Raw genomic sequence first — 16,655 nt, 5'->3', positions numbered from 1 at the left:
AGGTTGATCATGCTGAGCTTGAAGATCGCGTCGCTGTGGCCGCTATCCGCGCGCCTCGCTTGCGCCGCCCTGGCCGCGACGCTGGCGGCGGCCCTGCTGCACCTTGCGTGGCTGGATGGACTGTTTACGGCCATGCAGGCGGGGCAAGGCGAGGAGGTTCGCTTGCGCGCCGCTTATCAGTCGGCGCAAGCCAGGGCGCAGCAGTTGCCGCATTGGCGCGCACAGCAACGCCAGGCCGGCGCCGAGCTGGCCTTGCTGGAACAGCAACTACCCGACCAGCAGGCGATGGCGCTGCTGTTGACGCAGATCAATGCCGCAGGCCAGTCGCGCGGGTTGCAATTTTCCCTGTTCAAGCCCGGTGCGGCCCAGCCGCAAGCGCCGTATGTCGCCTTGCCGATCGCCATACAGTTGCGCGGCGGCTACCACGCCATGGGCGCGCTGCTGGCGGACCTGGCACGCCTGCCGCGCATCGTCACGGTGCATGGGCTGGCCTTGACCCTCGGCAAGGATCGCTTGCTGACCCTCGATGCCGTGCTGCACGCGTATCGCTTGCCCGCAGCGACGGAACGGGCGGCGCAAGCCGCCTTGGCGCCCAAGGCGGGCGCATCCGTTGCCGCATGGCGTCCGCTTGCCGCTGTCGCGCCACAGCCGTACGAGGCCGCCGCTCTGGCCGATCCTTTTGGCGCCTTGCCGTCCGCCGGCGCGCCGGGGCAACGGGGCGCCGTGGCGGGGCCCGACCCGCGGCGCGTGCGCGAACCGCTGGAAAGCGTGGCTTTGCCGGCCATCAGCATGGTCGGCAGCGTGCAACAGGACGGGCGCCTGAGCGCGCTGCTGCTGGCGGGCCAGCGCGTGTACCGGGTGGCGGTGGGCCAGTATCTGGGGCAAGACCACGGCGTGGTGACGGATATCAGTGAACAGGCGGTGCAGTACCGTGAACTGCTGCGCGAGGCGGATGGTCCCTGGCGCGAGCGGCGCGGCAGCCTGGCCTTGCAGGCGGCGGGGGCGGCTGCGAAGGCCAGCCTGCCCGAGGCGGTGCCATGAGGCCGCACCGCATGCTGCTGGCCGCCATGCTGTGTCTGCACGTCAGCAGCCTTGCCCAGGAAGCCGTGGTGCACGTGTCGGCGCCGCGTTTGTATGCCGGCGAGAAAATCTCCGTCGACTTCCAGAACGTGGGCGTGCGCGCGGCCCTGCACATCCTGGCCGATGCGTCGGGGCAAAATATCGTCGCCAGCGACAGCGTGGCGGGCAACGTGACCTTGCGCCTGCGCGACTTGCCGTGGGACCAGGCGCTTGACGTGCTGCTGCAGGCGAAAGGACTGGACATGCGGCGCAATGGCAACGTGCTGTGGATCGCGCCGCGCGAGGAAATGCTGGCGCGCGAAAAGCTGGAGCTCGAAACGCGCGCGCAGATCGCCGAACTGGAACCCTTGCAGTCAGCCATCTTCCAGCTCAATTACCAGAAGGCCGAAGCGTTCCGCACGGTGTTCGCCCTGGACGCGGGAGAAGGGCGCAGCCGCCTGCTGTCGCGCCGTGGCAGCGTGCTGATCGAGCCGCGCACGAATCAATTGTTCGTCACCGACGTGCCGGCGCGCCTGGAACAGATCCGTCAGCTGATCGCCAAGACAGATATTGCCACGCGGCAGGTGATGATCGAGGCGCGCATCGTCGAGGCGAATGACAGTTTCAGCCGCAACCTGGGCGCGCGCCTGGGTTTTACGGACCAGCGCCTGGCGGCGGGCCAGGTGCCCGGATTTTCCCTGGGCGGCAGCGGGCGCCGCGCGGCCATCGGCGGCAGTTACCAGGGCGTGGGCGAGGCGACGGGGCAAACGGTGGCCGGCGCCGGCGCCTTCGTGCCGAACACGCAATTTGTCAACTTGCCGGCCGCCAGCATCAATGGCTTGCAGCCGGCCAGTTTCGCCCTGAGCCTGTTTTCGGCGGCCGCCAACCGTTTTCTGAACCTGGAATTGTCCGCGCTGGAAGCGGACGGCAGGGGCAAGATCATTTCCAGCCCCCGCGTGGTGACGGCCGACAAGGTGCTGGCGCTGATCGAACAGGGCATCGAGCTGCCGTACCAGGTGGCCACCAGCAGCGGCGCCACGTCGATCACCTTCCGCAAGGCGAATCTGCGCCTGGAAGTGACGCCGCAGATCACGCCGGACGGCAACGTGGTGCTGGAAGTGGATGTCAACAAGGATAGCGTGGGCCAGGAAACCCGCTCCGGCTTCGCCATCGACACCAAGCACGTGCGCACGCAAGTGATGGTGGAAGATGGCGGCACGGTGGTACTGGGCGGCATTTATCAGCAATCCGAGCGGGGCACGGACAGCAAGGTGCCGCTGCTGGGCGACATCCCCGTACTTGGTGTTTTTTTCCGCAGCACGGGCCGCAGTCAAGAAAAAACCGAACTGATGGTGTTTATTACGCCGAAAATAGTGGCAGATCGGCCAGCAACACGTTAATGTCACATCTTTACGTTTAAGTAACAATGCAAACGAAAGCGGACTGATGGCGACTATGCGGAATGTATCTTGGAGCAACACTTATTGGAGTCGGGTATCGAATTGGCTGGTCTTGCTGGCGCTGGGCGCCTTGCTGGCCGCCTGTGGCGGCGGTGGCGGTGATCCGACCATCGATGGCGGCAGCAGTGGCGGCACGACGGGCGGCGTGGCCGCGACGGTCACGGTAAGCCTGTTGAACGCCGCTGGCCAGCCGAGCAATGCATTGAGCAGCACGACGCCGCTGACGGCCAAGGCGCTCGTCAACGATAAAAATGGCGTTCCTGTCAGCAATGCCGTGGTCACGTTTTCAGCCGATGCCACGCTGGTATCGTTGTCGTCAACCAACGGCACGGCGCTGACCGACGCCAAGGGCTATGCCAGCATCACCGTCTCGGCCTTGAATGCGACGGTCACCGGTGCCGGCAAGCTGACGGCCACTGTCGCGGCAGGCACCGCCACGGTAAGCGGCGAGGCCAGCTATGACATCAAGGCGGCCCAGGCATCGGGCGCCAAAATGACGCTATCGCTGCTTAACGGCGGCAGCGCCAGTAACGCGCTGTCGAGCGCCGCGCCGCTGACGGCCAAGGCGTTGGTGACCGATTTGAACGGAAAACCGATCAGCGACGTGTTGGTGGCATTCTCGACTGACAATACCATGGCAGTGATGTCACCATCGGTAGGGACGGCACTGACCGATGCGACAGGTACGGCCAGCGTAACGCTGCGTCCTTTCAGTCTGTCGGCCAGCGGCGCCGCCACGTTGCGGGCGACCACGACGGTCAATGGTGTCGTTGCCAGCAGCCAGATCAATTATGTACTGGGTGCCACCGACCTGAGTGCGGAGAACCTGCGGTTTTCGCCCGCCAGCATCCCGGCCTATGGCACCACCAACGTCACGGTTGATGTCATGGCTGGCACCGGCCTGTACACCGGCTCAGGCCAGACGGTAAATTTCAGTTCGACTTGCGTGCAGGCCGGCAAGGCTAGCGTGACCAGCGGCGTGCCGGTAGTCAATGGCAAGGCCACAGCTGTTTTCCGTGACCTGGGTTGCAATGACTACGATATGGTCAATGCCACAGTGGCGGGCAGCGCTTCCATGTATCACGCGACGCTGCCGATCGGCCGCGTCGCGCCGGCATCGGTACAATTTTCCAGCGTCAGTCCGGTAGGCAAATCGATCGTGATTCAAGGGCAGGGCGGCATAGCGCGCACGGAAATGGCTACGCTCACTTTCCGCGTATTCGATACTTTCAACAAACCGCTGGTCGGCCAGGAAGTGACGTTTTCGTTGTTGAACGGCCCTGGCATGACGCTCAATAAAGTGAAAGACACCACGGATGCCAATGGTGACGTCATCACCACCGTGAGTTCCGGCACCACCCCGACCACCTTCCGCGTCAAGGCCAGCCTGGCCTCTGGCATTTCCACCTTGTCCGATTCCATCCTGGTAACGACGGGTTTGCCTGTGCAAACGGCGTTTTCGCTCAGCTCCGTCAAGTCCAGCGTGGAAGGCTGGTCGTATGACAGCCCCGTAGGCACCCCTGCCACGACCGTCACTATCTTGCTGGCAGACCAAGCGGGCAACCCTGTTCCTGACGGCACGCCGGTGGCATTTCAGAGCAATTTGGGCGCCATCGGCTCGTCCAGCATGGGCGGCTGCACTACCATGAACGGCGGCTGCTCGGTCGACTTCCGCAGCCAGAACCCGCGTGTGGCCACCAATCCACCTGTCACGCCCTGCAATGATGCCAGCAATGGCGGCACGGCCGACAGCCTGTGGCCCGGTCTTGCCACCGTCTGCGCCAGCACTTCGGACGGCAGCAAGACGTTGTTCGCGAAGATCGCCATCTTCCTGAGCGGCAGCCGTCCCGAAAATGTCACGCTGTTCGATCAGTCGGCCCAGGTCGGCCTGGATCGCAGCACCTATGATCTTGGGAGCGTTTCAGCCGCTGCAGTGCGTCAATTCAGCTTGAGATTCAGCGATTTGCATCAAAACCCCATGCCTTCCGGGACCACGGTCGCGATCACGAATATGATCAATGGCGTTGGATCCATCACTCCGGACAGCATACAAAATATCTATCCGCACAACACGCTTGGCGTGGATGACCGTACCGGAGGCAACATTCAAGGTAACCAGGGAGGCCGGCATGCCGTTACAATTAACAGCCTGACGCCGACAAATTGTGTAGCGAATGTGGTCAGCACGTTTAATGTAACAGTGACGACGCCGCTGGGTAACGCCACCAGTTACCCGTTTAGACTGACATTCTCCTGTCCTTGACGTAAGGGGAAACGGGCGCCGTAGAGGCGGTGCCTGCTTATTTTCTGATTGATATAAAAAGTGTCCGAAATTTCCAACAGTAATATCTTTCTTGTCGGCCTCATGGGCGCAGGCAAAACCACGATCGGGCGCATTTTGGCCCGCAAGCTGGGCTTGCGCTTTGTCGATTCCGACCACGAAATCGAGGCACGCACGGGAGCGACCATCCCGTGGATCTTTGAAATCGAGGGCGAGGCCAGCTTTCGCCGGCGCGAGGCCGAGGTCATCCGTGACCTGAGCGCCCAGGAAGGCATCGTCATGGCCACAGGCGGCGGGGCCATCCTCAACGCCGACAGCCGCGCCTATCTGAAGGAGCGGGGCACGGTCGTGTACCTGCGCGCCAGCGTCAGCAACATCCTCGCGCGCACCAGCCATGACAAGAACCGCCCGCTGCTGCAGACGGCCGACCCGCGCCGCAAGCTGGAAGAATTGACGTCCCAGCGCGAGCCCCATTACATGGAAGTGGCCGACATTGTGATCGACACGGGCCGTCCTAACGTACAATCGATGGTTCAGACCATCCTGATGCAGCTGGCCAGCCTCGAATGCGAGGCTTCGCCCAATTGCGTCATTCATGCAGAGCCTTCGATGAACGAGCAATCCAAAATGTTGTTGAGCGTAGACCTCGACGAGCGCAGTTATCCGATCGCCATCGGTCCCGGCCTGCTGGCCGACGCCGACGCGCTGCTGCGCCATATCAGCGGCCACAAGGTGGCCATCGTCACCAATACCACCGTCGCCCCCCTGTACCTGGGCCGCCTGCAGGCGGCGCTGGCCAGCGATGGCCGCGAGGTGATCAGCATCGTCCTGCCGGACGGCGAAGAATATAAAAACTGGGCCAGCCTGATGCAGATCTTCGACGCGCTGCTGGCCAACAAGTGCGACCGCAAGACCACCCTGGTGGCGCTGGGCGGCGGCGTGATCGGCGACCTGACCGGCTATGCGGCCGCCAGCTACATGCGCGGCATCGGCTTCGTGCAGGTGCCCACCACCCTGCTGGCGCAGGTCGATTCCTCCGTCGGCGGCAAGACGGGCATCAACCACCCGCTGGGCAAGAACATGATCGGCGCCTTCTACCAGCCGCGCGCCGTGATCGCCGACACCTCGACCCTGGAAACCCTGCCGGCGCGCGAGCTGTCGGCCGGCCTGGCCGAAGTGATCAAGCATGGCGCCATCATCGATGCGGCGTTTTTCGACTGGATCGAGGCGAACATGGCCAAGCTGATGGCGCGCGACAAGGGCGCTCTGGCCTATGCCATCGCCCGCTCGTGCGAGATCAAGGCCGACGTGGTGCGCCAGGACGAGCGCGAAGGCGGCTTGCGCGCCATTCTGAATTTCGGCCACACCTTCGGCCACGCCATCGAGGCGGGCCTGGGTTACGGCCACTGGCTGCACGGCGAAGCCGTCGGCTGCGGCATGGTGATGGCGGCCGACCTGTCGTGCCGCATGGGCTATATCGACCAGGCGGCCGTGGAGCGCGTGCGCGCGCTGGTCGCCGCCGCCGGCCTGCCGGTGAAGGCGCCGGACCTCGGTGTCGAGCGCTGGCTGGAACTGATGGAGGTGGACAAGAAGAACGAGGGCGGCGCCATCAAGTTCATCCTGTTGAAACCCTTGGGCAGCCCGAACATCACGTCCGCACCGCATGAACTGGTGCTGGCCACCCTGGCCGCCGGAGTGCAATAACATGCTGCCCGAAGACTTCCTCGCCCCGTACGCAGCCCATTCGGCACAGGGGCAGGGACGTCGCTTTGCCGAGGCGCCGCACGCCTCGCGCAGCCAGTTCCAGCGCGACCGCGACCGCATCATCCATTCCTCTGCCTTCCGCCGCCTCGAGTACAAGACCCAGGTGTTCCTCAATCACGAGGGAGATTTGTTCCGCACCCGCCTGACGCACAGCCTGGAAGTGGCGCAGGTGGGCCGCTCCATCGCGCGCAACCTGCGCCTGAACGAAGACCTGGTGGAAGCCATCGCGCTCGCGCATGACCTGGGCCACACGCCGTTCGGCCACGTGGGCCAGGACGTGCTCAATGAGTGCATGCAGGCGCACGGCGGCTTCGAGCACAACCTGCAAAGCCTGCGCGTGGTCGACACGTTGGAAGAGCACTACGGCGCCTTCGATGGCTTGAACCTGATGTTCGAGACGCGAGAAGGCATCCTGAAACATTGCTCGCTGGCGCATGCGCGCGAACTGGGCCCCGTGGCCCAGCGCTTCATCGATCGCACGCAACCGACCCTGGAAGCGCAGCTGACCAACCTGGCCGATGAAATCGCCTACAACAGCCACGATATCGACGACGGCCTGCGCTCCGGCCTGATTACCATCGCCCAGCTGGAAGAGGTGGAATTCTTCGGCCGCCTGTGGCGCGACGTGCAGCAGGCGTTTCCCGGCCTGTCGGGCCGGCGCGCCATCTACGAAACCCTGCGCCGCCTGATCACGGCCCTGGCCGACGATCTGATCGTCACGTCGACTTCCCTGATTGCGGACGCCGCTCCGCGCGACGTCAGCGAAGTGCGCGCCAGTCCCCCGCTGATCCGTTTTTCGGACGCCATGCGCAAGGATGCGACGGAGCTCAAGCGGTTCCTGCGCGCGAACCTGTACCGCCACTACCAGGTCAACCGCATGCGCGTGAAGGCGAGCCGCATCGTGCGCGAACTGTACGACAGCTTCATGGCCGAACCGGCCCTGCTGCCGCCCGACTATCAACTCAGGGATGGCGACGTCACGCAGCAGGCGCGCAAGATCGCCGACTACATCGCCGGCATGACGGACCGCTACGCGATCCGCGAGCACCGCAGGCTGTATTCTCTGGATGAGTTGTAGGTCGGGTTAGCCGGAACGGCGTAACCCGACACCACCACCATCCCTGCCAACAAGGTTGTCGGATTACGCGCTTGCGCGCCTCGGCGGCCCCGCTAATCCGACCTACTCCGCATTTTCGCTCCTGTCAATCGGCATGATCATCTAGGCTCCCGCACTATCATCCCAATACCCCCGTAGCGCCTTCTTTTCTATCATGGCAGCAAGTCAACAAGGGTTTGCCGCCCATAGTCAAGGAGAGTGCCATGATTGAATCGCGCCGCAGTTTCTTGCGCGCCTTGCCAGCCGTAACCATCGGGGCGGCCATCGCGCCGCTTCCCAGCAAGGCGGCCACCAAGGGCGAAGGCGGCCAGCGTTGGGCGATGGTGGTCGATGTGCAGAAATGCATCGGCTGCCAGGCTTGCACGGTCTCCTGCATCATGGAAAACGCCGTGCCGGAAAACAGCTTCCGCACCGTCGTCTCGACCTATGAAGTCAAGGAGGAGAACCGCTGCGGCACCTACATGCTGCCGCGCCTGTGCAACCACTGCGCCAATCCCCCCTGCATTCCCGTCTGTCCCGTCGGCGCCACGTTCCAGCGCAAGGATGGCGTCGTCGTCGTCGATGGCGACCGCTGCGTGGGCTGCGCCTACTGCGTGCAAGCCTGCCCGTATGACGCGCGCTTCATCAACCACGAAACGGGCAAGGCCGACAAATGCACGTTCTGCGCGCACCGGGTCGATGAAGGCTTGCTGCCTGCCTGCGTGGAAACCTGCGTGGGCGGCGCGCGTATCTTCGGCGACCTGAATGACCCGGACAGCGTGGTGCACCAGCTGCTGACCGAGAACAAGGTGAAGGTGCTGAAACCCGAGCAGGGCACCCAGCCCCACGTGTTTTACCTGGGACTGGACACGCGCTTCGCCGGCCACGTCGAGGGCGAAGCGACTCTTTGGCAACCGAGCAAACACGGGAAATAAACCATGGACAGCCACATCACCGAAATTCTCAACGTCACGCGCGAAGCGGCATGGCTGCCGTGGGCGGTGCAGTATTTTTTCCTCATCGGCCTCAGTTATGGCAGTTTCATGCTGACGCTGCCGTACTTCGTCTTTGGCCGCAAGGCGTATGAACGCCTGGGACGCATCGCGCTGCTGGCATCCCTCGTCTGCGGCATGACGGCGCCCGTGGCGCTGCTGGCCGATTTGCACGGGCCGGGCCGCTTCTACCATTTCTATATTTACTTCCAGCCGCAGTCGTGGATGTCGTGGGGCTCGTTCTTCATCCCCCTGTATCTGGGCTGTTTGATGCTGTACGCGTGGCTGGCGCTGCGCGTGGACTTCGCCACACGGGGACAGGGCCAGGATCGCCTGGCCTTCGCCTACCGTTTGCTGGGGTGCGGCGGCGCCACATCCTTGCGGGCCATTCGCGTCGCCGCTGCCTTCACCTTGTTGGCCGCCTTCGTCGTGGGCCTGTACACGGGCATGGAAGTGATGGTGGTGCGTGCCCGTCCCCTGTGGTTCACGCCTTTCCTGCCGGCGCAATTTGCCGCCACGGCCTTTGTTGGGGCCGTGGGCCTGGCGCTGCTGTTCAACCGCTTCCTGCCGGGCCGCGACAAGGCGCTGGAAGTATCGCTGAACCGCGCGCTGGCCCTGTCGCTGGCGCTGGTGCTGGCACTGGGCGGCGGCTGGCTGTTCGTCAGTCTTTCCGGCGTAAGCGCCAGCCACAGCATGGCCTTTACGCAGGTGGCGGGCATGCCGCAATGGCAGTTCACGGCCGTATGGGCCGTGCTGTCGGCCATCGTGCCGATGGCGCTGGCCATCTGGCGTCCGGCCACGAGTGGCCTGGCCAATGGCCTGATCGCGCTGCATAGCGCCTGGATGATGCGCTGGACGATTTTTATCGGCGGCCAGACGATTCCGAAGACGGGCGCAGGCCTGTACGACTACCACCTGCCGATGGGGAACGATGGCTTGCTGGGCATTATTGGCACGGCCGGCCTGTGGATCGCGCTGCTGTTGCTGATGCTGGAATTTTTGCCATGGGCGGGACGCGTCGTCGCTGGTCGCAGCCGTCCCGTCATGGCCACGCACTGAGGAGTCAAAAATGAACGATCAAATACACCACAACGCACACAACGACGTCCCTGACGACGAAAACGAAAAACGCCGCAAGCTGTTGCGCTACGGCGCCATCGGCGGCGGCCTGGCCGCGTTTGCCGCCAGCTTTTCCACCACGGCCGGCCGCATGGTCGACCATGCGCTGGGCAAGGATAAACCCATGCAGAAACTGCATGGCAATTCCCTGCCGCCCGAGTTTTCCGTCGATACGGCCACGGGCAAGCTGACGGTCAATCCCGACCAGCAAGTGAGCTACACCATGTGCATGGGCTGCACCACGTTTTGCGGCGTGCGCGTGCGCCTGGATAAAAAAAGCGGCAAGGTGCTGCGCGTGGCGGGCAATCCCTACAGCCCCCTGTCGGCCGACCCGGCGCTGCCGTATCAAACCTCGATCCGCGACAGCTTTGTGTCGCTGTCGCGCTTCCAGGAAAAGGGGCTGAAGGGCCGTTCGACGGCTTGCGGCCGCGGCAACGGCGTGCTGGAACAGATGGAGTCGCCGTTCCGCGTGCTGGCGCCCATGAAGCGCGTGGGACCGCGCGGCGGCGGCCAGTGGGAACCGATCGCCTTCGACCAGTTGGTGAAGGAAGTGACGGAAGGCGGCGACCTGTTTGGCGAAGGCCACGTGCAGGGGCTGCGCGCCTTGCGCGAGCTGGAAAAGCCGATCGATCCGACGCAGCCGGAACTGGGCCCGCAAGTGAACCAGGTGGGCCTGATGTGCAGTACCGACGATGGCCGTCTGGCGTTCGGCACGCGCTTTTTCAAGCAGTCATACGGCAGTTTGAACCTGGTCAACCACGGTTCGTATTGCGGCGGCGCCTACCGCAGCGGCTCGGGTGCCATGTTCGGCGACATGAAGAAGATGCCGCACGCGAAAGTGGACCTGGAAAATACGGAATTTTGTATATTCGTTGGCACGGCGCCGGGCAATGCGGGCAACCCGTTCAAGCGCCAGGGCACCCTGATCGCGAAAGCAAGGTCGGGCAAGCGCGAATTCAGCTACGTCGTCGTCGACCCCGTGCTGACGAACGCGGACAGCCTGGCCGCGGGCGACCGCAGCCGCTGGGTGCCGATCAAGCCGGGCACGGATGGCGCGCTGGCCATGGGCATGATCCGCTGGATCATCGAGCATGAACGCTATGACCGCAACTTCCTCGTGCAGCCGAACCTGAAGGTGGCGGAAGCGGCGGGCGAAGCAGCCTGGTGTAATGCCACGCATTTGATCATCAACGAGAAGGGCCATCCGCGCGATGGCCGCTACCTGCGCGCGTCGGATATGGGCGCGGTGGAGTTGTCGGAAGAAGAGCGCTACAAGGATGGCGACGCCTTTTGCGTGATCGACTCCGCCACGCAAGCGATCGTGCCACACAATGCCGCCAAGGCTGAGGCGCGCCTGTTCTTCGACGGCCCGCTGGACGTGGTGGGTGCACCACTGCACCTGAAGACGGCCATGACGATGCTCAACGAGGAAGCGCAGCGCCACAGCATGGATGAATACGCGGCGGCCTGCGGCATTTCACGCGACATCATCGAAGGGCTGGCGCAGGAACTCACCAGCCATGGCAAGCGCGCCGCCGTCAATGCGCACGGCGGCATGATGTCGGGTGCGGGATTCTATAACGCGTATGCGCTGGTCATGCTCAATACCCTGATCGGTAACCTGAATCGCAAGGGCGGCACCCTGGTCAACGGCGGCAGCTTCAAGGATGCGGGACCCGGTCCGCGCTATAACCTCGAGAGTTTCGACGGCGAGATCAAGGCGGCCGGCATGCCCATTGGGCGCAATGTGCCGTATGAAAAAACCTCGGAATTCAAGCTGAAGAAAGAAGCGGGCAAGGCGTATCCGGCGAAGGCACCGTGGTATCCGAATGCGCCCGCGCTGGCCACCGAGTGGCTGACCAGCGCCATGAACGGCTACCCGTACACCCTGAAGGCGCTGATTCTGTGGAGCTGCAATCCCGTCTACGGCATCACGGGCTTGCGCGCGCAGATCGGCAAAGAGCTGGCCGATCCGAAGAAGATTCCCCTGATCGTCGCCATCGACCCCTTCATCAATGAAAGCTCGGCGTTTGCCGACTACCTGTTGCCCGACACCTTGCTGTACGAAAGCTGGGGCTGGGCTGGCGCCTGGGGCGGCATGCCCGTCAAAATGAGCACGGCGCGCTGGCCCGTGGTCGAACCGCGCGTGCAAAAGACGCCGGACGGCCAGACCATCTGCATGGAATCGTTCTTCATCGCGCTGGCGAAAACGATGGACTTGCCCGGTTTCGGTCCGGAGGCCTTGCAGGACATGGATGGCCAGCGCTTCCCCCTGCAGCGCGCGGAAGACTGGTATCTGCGCGGCGGCGCCAACATCGCCTGGCAGGGCAAGACGGCCGTGCCGGAGGCCAGCGACGACGATATCGATTTGTCCGGCGTGGGCCGCATCCGCCCCGAACTGGAGCGCACCTTGAAGCCGGAAGAGTGGCGCAAGGTGGCCTTCATGCTGGCGCGGGGAGGGCGCTACCAGAGCTATGGCGAAATGTTCGGCCTGCGCCTGCCGCCACCGGCGAATCCCAAGGCGCCGGCAGCGCCTGCACCCGTGATCGACGAGACGCCGTATCCGCAGGACTGGTCCACGCACCGCTATCTGAAACCGATGATGCTGTACAACGAAGGCCTGGGCGTGAGCAAGAACAGCTTGAGCGGCAAGCGATTCCCCGGCACGCCCGCGTGGCGAGTGGCGGCGTTTGCCGACGGTACGCCCGTGCGCAAGACCTATCCGGCCAGCGAGTGGCCGTTCGAGTTGATCAGCTTTAAATCGGCGCTGCAGAACTCCTACAGCATCGGTGCGCGGCGCTTGCGCGGCATCCATCCGGACAACCCGGTCGCCGTGCATCCCGACGATGCGGCGCGCTTGAAGCTGGAAAATGGCGATGCCATTTACCTGGAAACGCCGGGAGGCAGGGCCAGGGCCACGGTGATGCTGCGCCATGGCGTGCAGCGGGGCGTGATCGCCGTCGAACACGGTTTCGGCCACAAGGAGCACGGTGCGCGCGCCCACCGTATCGGCAAGCTGCGCCAGCCAGATGAACCGGCCATCGGCGCCGGCATCAACCTGAATGACCTGGGATTGACGGACCCGAGCCGCGGCGACAAGAACGTGTTTGTTGATCCCGTCTCGGGCACGTCGGTGCGGCAGGGGCTGCCGGCGCGCATCGTGCGGGCTTAACGAACGCTCAACAAAACCGTAGCGAGCGGAAGGGAGGTGCGGTCGAGAAGCGTAGCTGTGCGAATGCACAGTGAGCATCGCAGGCCGCAAATCACGACGCGCAGTAGGTTGGGTTGGGTGTTCTAGATTTCGCCGCTGGCCATTAGCAGCCGGGCTACCTCGGCTGCTGAATGCAGGCCCAGTTTTTCCATCGTGTTATGGCGGTGCACCTGCACTGTCTTGTCGCTGATGCCCAGCTCGCGGGCGATGACTTTCGAGGCTTTGCCTTCGGCCATCAGCAACGCCACTTCGCGCTCGCGCGCGGTGAGCCTGGCCAGCGCCGATTGCGCCGTATTCGCGCTGGCGGCGTTGCGGCTTTCTTCCACGCTGCGGGCCACGGCCCGGCTGACGGCGTCCAGTAATACCTGGTCCTTGCACGGCTTTTCCAAAAAATCGCAGGCGCCCGCCTTCATCGTCTGCACGGCCATGGCCAGGTCGCCGTGACCGCTGAGGAAAATCACGGGCAGGGAGATGGCGTGGCCGGTCCTGTTGTTCAACTCCTGTTGCAGTTCCAGTCCGCTCATCAAAGGCATGCGCACGTCGAGCAGCAGGCAGCCCGGCACATGGCCAGCGTAGCGCTGCAGGAAGTCGCGTGCCGACTCGAACGTCTCGACTTTCCAGCCGGCCGAATCGAACAGATAGGCCAGCGAGCGGCGCATGGCGGCGTCGTCGTCGACGACAAAGATGATCGCATCGCTTTCATTCATGGTGTTTCCTTGTTGGCTCCCAGGCCAGTATCTTCGGGCAGGCGGAACCAGACCGTCAAGCCCGGTGCATCGGCGTTGGCGTGCGCCGACAGGCTGCCGCCGAACGATTCGATGATGCTTTTGCTGAGCGACATGCCCAGGCCCAGGCCTTCGGCCTTGGTGGTAAAGAAGGGTTCGAACAGGCGCGCCATCTGCGCCGCTTCCAGGCCGCAGCCGGCGTCGCGCACGGCCACCGTGCAGGCGCCGTTTTCGCGGTGCAGCAGCACGCCGATGGGGTGCTGCGGATTGCCGTTTTCCAGCTGCGCATCGAGCGCATTTTTTAGTAAATTGAGCAGCACCTGCTGCACTTGCTGCGGGTCGGCCAGCACGCGCGGTGCCGCGCTGACCGCCTCGTGGCGCCAGCTGATATTGGCTTGCGGATGGGCTGCGCGGAACAGGGCCACGGCTTGCTCCACGGCGTCGGCCAGGGCGAAGGCGGTGCTGTGCGCGGGACGCTTTTGCGCCATCGCGCGAATGTGACGGATGATGGCGCCCGCGCGTTCGCTTTGCGTGGCGATTTCCTGCGCGCCGTCGAGCAGGGGCGCCGCATCGAGCCGACCCGCTGTGATGCGGCGCGCCATGCCGCGCGCGAAATTGCCGATGGCGGCCAGCGGCTGGTTCAATTCATGCGCGATGGCGCTGGCCATTTCGCCCAGAATCGCCAGGCGCGCCGTGTGGTCTAGCGTGGCCTGGCGCTGGCGCGCCTGCTCTTCCAGCGCGCGCTGCTGGTGCTGGGCGGCGCGTAGTTGCTCCGTGCGCCGGCTGACCAGGTATTCCACGCGCACCGTGTGCACGGCCCAGGCCACCAGCAGGGCCAGCACCAGCAGCATCCAGCCCCAGTAGCGGCGCAGCGCCGTTTCGAACGTCAGCTTGTCCAGGTAGGCGTAGGGACCGATGCGCAGGTCGCGGAACAGTTCATCGACGATCTGGTAATCGCTGGGTACCGTCCAGCTGTAGCCTTCCTCCGTGCGGGGCATGGCCAGCAGGGCTTGCGCCACTTTTTTCGCCAGCGCGGGCGGCGTCTGGCGCAGGGCCACGAAGGGCCAGTCCGGATACAGCCGCGACGAGCTGGCGCAGCGAAAACCGGGAATCGGGCGCGTGGTGATCACGCGCAGTTCCTCGGCGCGCACTTCCCCGCGCGCGACCATCTGTTCGAGCAGGCAGGTGCGCACGATGCCCGCATCCATGCGCCCCGCACGCACGGCGTCGATGATCTGCTGCGACGGAAAACCGCTATAGCGCAGGCTGGCAAAATCATGCGCGGGATCGATGCCCGCTTCGCGCAGTTCGCGCGCGGCGATCTGGTAGCCGCCAAAGGCGTCGGGCGCCACGGCCATCACGTTCTTGCCAGCCAGGTCGGCCAGGTCATGCAGTGGCGACGCGCTGCGCACGACGATGGCCGAGCCGATGGCCTGGCGCGGCGACTCCGTCCATGGCGATTCCAGGGTGGCGATGCGGCTGGCGCCATCGCTGTGCTCGAGCGCCACGTAATGGCCGCTGCTGGTGATGGCAAAGGCGATCGATTGCGACTGCACGGCGCGCGTCAGGCCCGCCTGGTCGTAGTCGGCCAGGATGAAACGGATGCCGGGAATGCTCGCTTGCAGGTGGCGCGTCACGTACGACCAGTCCTGCTGCACGGCGTCGCCGCCCTTGTAGGCCAGTACGCCAATTCTTACCTCGGGCAGGTCGTTCGCCGCGTGGGCGCCGTGCAGACACAGCGCCGCCAGCGCGAGCAGTACAAAATGCCGCACTAGAACATGCTGCGCTGCGCCGAACGCGCATCGCCGAACAGGTCCAGCAGCAGTTTCTTGATGGGCGCGGGCAGCGGCGCGTCCGCAATTTTTGCACCGTCGTACCAGACGTGCGTCGCTTCCCCGGCCAGCGCCAGGCGGCGCGCCAGGGTGATGCGGCAGGGAACGATGTGCAGTTTGTAGTGGGTAAACACGTGCACGATGGGCAGCAGTCGTTCCTGCGTTTCGATTGCGCCAAACGGCGCCACGGCGTGCGCCAGCAGCTCCTGATCGATGTCGCGCGGACAGTCCTCGCCGGCCAGCACGTGGCCATCGAGTTCCGGCAGCGACAGCAAGCCGCCCCAGATGCCGGAACCGGGACGCTGTTCCAGCAGCACCTGGCCATCGTCGATGATGACCAGCATGACGGCGTGTTTTTCGGGGCTGGTTTTCTTCGGTTTGCGCACCGGCAGATCCTTGGTGCGGCCCGTAGCGTAGGCCACGCAGCGCGGCTGCAGCGGGCAGCGGCCGCAATCGGGGCTGCTGCGCGTGCACAGGGTGGCGCCGAAGTCCATCAGGCCCTGCGTGTAGGCTTCGATACCGGTCTCTGGCAGCAGCGCTTCGGCACGGCGCCACATGGCTTCCTCGACCCGTTTTTCGCCGGGATAGGCATCGATGCCGAAGGTGCGCGCGAAGACGCGTTTGACGTTGCCGTCCATGATGGCTGCGCGTGTGCCGCTGGAAAAAGCGGAGATGGCGGCCGCCGTCGAGCGGCCGATGCCGGGCAGGTCGGCCAGCAAGGCCGGGTCGCTGGGGAAGACGCCGTCGTATTCGGCCACCACGCGCTGCGCGCACTTGTGCAGGTTGCGCGCCCGCGTGTAGTAACCTAGGCCGCTCCACTGCGCCATCACGTCTTCCACCGGCGCGCTGGCCAAATCGCGCAGGGTGGGGAAGCGTTCGAGGAAGCGCGCGTAGTAGCTCAGCACGGCAGTGACCTGCGTTTGCTGCAGCATGATTTCGGACAGCCAGATCAGGTAGGCGTCGCGCGTGTTTTGCCATGGCAGCGCATGGCGGCCATGCTGCTTTTGCCAGGCGATGACGGTGGCGGAAAAAGTCGGGTCGATATAATCTTCAATGGGGGCCACGCCCGTGGCGGGCGAGAGCGGATGCAGCAGACGTTTCATGCAGGGTTCCAGT

At 64.4% G+C, this 16,655-nt stretch carries 10 protein-coding genes and 1 pseudogene; 8 read left to right on the top strand and 3 right to left on the bottom strand.

The features are described 5' to 3' along the window. Positions 1 to 9 precede the first annotated feature (9 nt). The 8 genes and pseudogenes from NCG91_RS08495 to NCG91_RS08460 all read left to right on the top strand — a co-directional run bounded on the left by NCG91_RS08495 (position 10) and on the right by NCG91_RS08460 (position 12,943). Positions 10 to 1,041, top strand: a complete 1,032-nt coding sequence (locus tag NCG91_RS08495; RefSeq protein WP_251349383.1) for a pilus assembly protein PilP — start codon at positions 10 to 12, stop codon at positions 1,039 to 1,041. 92 nt (positions 1,042 to 1,133) lie between these two features. Continuing rightward, a pseudogene (locus NCG91_RS08490) lies at positions 1,134 to 2,459 on the top strand (type IV pilus secretin PilQ); the annotation flags it as partial. A 112-nt stretch (positions 2,460 to 2,571) separates the two neighbouring features. Beyond that, entirely contained in the window at positions 2,572 to 4,782 is a 2,211-nt protein-coding gene (locus tag NCG91_RS08485; protein WP_251349382.1) for an Ig-like domain-containing protein, read from the top strand. A gap of 102 nt (positions 4,783 to 4,884) precedes the next feature. Further along, positions 4,885 to 6,504, top strand: coding sequence for a bifunctional shikimate kinase/3-dehydroquinate synthase AroKB (gene aroKB / locus NCG91_RS08480; protein WP_251349708.1), 1,620 nt, complete (start codon positions 4,885 to 4,887; stop codon positions 6,502 to 6,504). Next, positions 6,464 to 7,642 carry a deoxyguanosinetriphosphate triphosphohydrolase gene (locus NCG91_RS08475; RefSeq protein ID WP_435526475.1) on the top strand — a complete coding sequence of 393 codons (1,179 nt, stop codon included), beginning with the start codon at positions 6,464 to 6,466 and terminating at the stop codon, positions 7,640 to 7,642. The genes aroKB and NCG91_RS08475 overlap by 41 nt, the downstream gene beginning before the upstream one ends. A gap of 242 nt (positions 7,643 to 7,884) precedes the next feature. Then, positions 7,885 to 8,595: a sulfate reduction electron transfer complex DsrMKJOP subunit DsrO gene (dsrO, locus tag NCG91_RS08470; RefSeq protein ID WP_099665722.1), complete on the top strand. Its 711-nt coding sequence runs from the start codon at positions 7,885 to 7,887 to the stop codon at positions 8,593 to 8,595. Positions 8,596 to 8,598: 3 nt separating this feature from the next. After that, positions 8,599 to 9,711 (top strand): NrfD/PsrC family molybdoenzyme membrane anchor subunit, encoded by a 1,113-nt coding sequence (nrfD, locus tag NCG91_RS08465; RefSeq protein ID WP_251349380.1) that lies wholly within the window; start codon positions 8,599 to 8,601, stop codon positions 9,709 to 9,711. A gap of 10 nt (positions 9,712 to 9,721) precedes the next feature. Continuing rightward, a complete protein-coding gene (locus NCG91_RS08460; RefSeq protein ID WP_251349379.1) occupies positions 9,722 to 12,943 on the top strand; it encodes a molybdopterin dinucleotide binding domain-containing protein in 3,222 nt (1,073 codons plus the stop codon). Between the two features lie 122 nt (positions 12,944 to 13,065). Here the strand turns inward: NCG91_RS08460 and NCG91_RS08455 are convergent, their stop codons facing one another. Genes NCG91_RS08455 through mutY form a run of 3 tightly spaced genes read right to left on the bottom strand, consistent with a single transcriptional unit; the run spans position 13,066 to position 16,642 of the window. After that, complete coding sequence (locus NCG91_RS08455; protein WP_251349378.1) at positions 13,066 to 13,689, bottom strand: response regulator transcription factor; 624 nt, start codon at positions 13,687 to 13,689, stop codon at positions 13,066 to 13,068. Further along, entirely contained in the window at positions 13,686 to 15,479 is a 1,794-nt protein-coding gene (locus NCG91_RS08450; RefSeq protein WP_251349377.1) for a sensor histidine kinase, read from the bottom strand. Before NCG91_RS08450 ends, NCG91_RS08455 begins: the two co-directional genes overlap by 4 nt. Beyond that, the gene (gene mutY, locus NCG91_RS08445) at positions 15,479 to 16,642 is read right to left on the bottom strand and encodes an A/G-specific adenine glycosylase (RefSeq protein ID WP_251349376.1); all 1,164 of its coding nucleotides are present in this window, start codon (positions 16,640 to 16,642) and stop codon (positions 15,479 to 15,481) included. Before mutY ends, NCG91_RS08450 begins: the two co-directional genes overlap by 1 nt. Between the last annotated feature and the right edge of the window lie 13 nt (positions 16,643 to 16,655).

It is taken from the genome of Janthinobacterium kumbetense (assembly GCF_023703445.1).
GTDB classification, from domain to species: Bacteria; Pseudomonadota; Gammaproteobacteria; order Burkholderiales; family Burkholderiaceae_D; genus Janthinobacterium; species Janthinobacterium kumbetense.
Note: the sequence above shows the minus strand (reverse complement) of the source record. Positions and strands in the feature narration are given on the sequence as shown.

Excerpts from the sequence above, each read along its gene's own strand:
- aroKB (WP_251349708.1), top strand. The coding sequence starts at position 4,885 with ATGGGCGCAGGCAAAACCACGATCGGGCGCATTTTGGCCCGCAAGCTG.
- mutY (WP_251349376.1), bottom strand. The coding sequence starts at position 16,642 with ATGAAACGTCTGCTGCATCCGCTCTCGCCCGCCACGGGCGTGGCCCCC.
- nrfD (WP_251349380.1), top strand. The coding sequence starts at position 8,599 with ATGGACAGCCACATCACCGAAATTCTCAACGTCACGCGCGAAGCGGCA.
- NCG91_RS08455 (WP_251349378.1), bottom strand. The coding sequence starts at position 13,689 with ATGAATGAAAGCGATGCGATCATCTTTGTCGTCGACGACGACGCCGCC.
- NCG91_RS08475 (WP_435526475.1), top strand. The coding sequence starts at position 6,464 with ATGAACTGGTGCTGGCCACCCTGGCCGCCGGAGTGCAATAACATGCTG.
- dsrO (WP_099665722.1), top strand. The coding sequence starts at position 7,885 with ATGATTGAATCGCGCCGCAGTTTCTTGCGCGCCTTGCCAGCCGTAACC.
- NCG91_RS08495 (WP_251349383.1), top strand. The coding sequence starts at position 10 with ATGCTGAGCTTGAAGATCGCGTCGCTGTGGCCGCTATCCGCGCGCCTC.
- NCG91_RS08460 (WP_251349379.1), top strand. The coding sequence starts at position 9,722 with ATGAACGATCAAATACACCACAACGCACACAACGACGTCCCTGACGAC.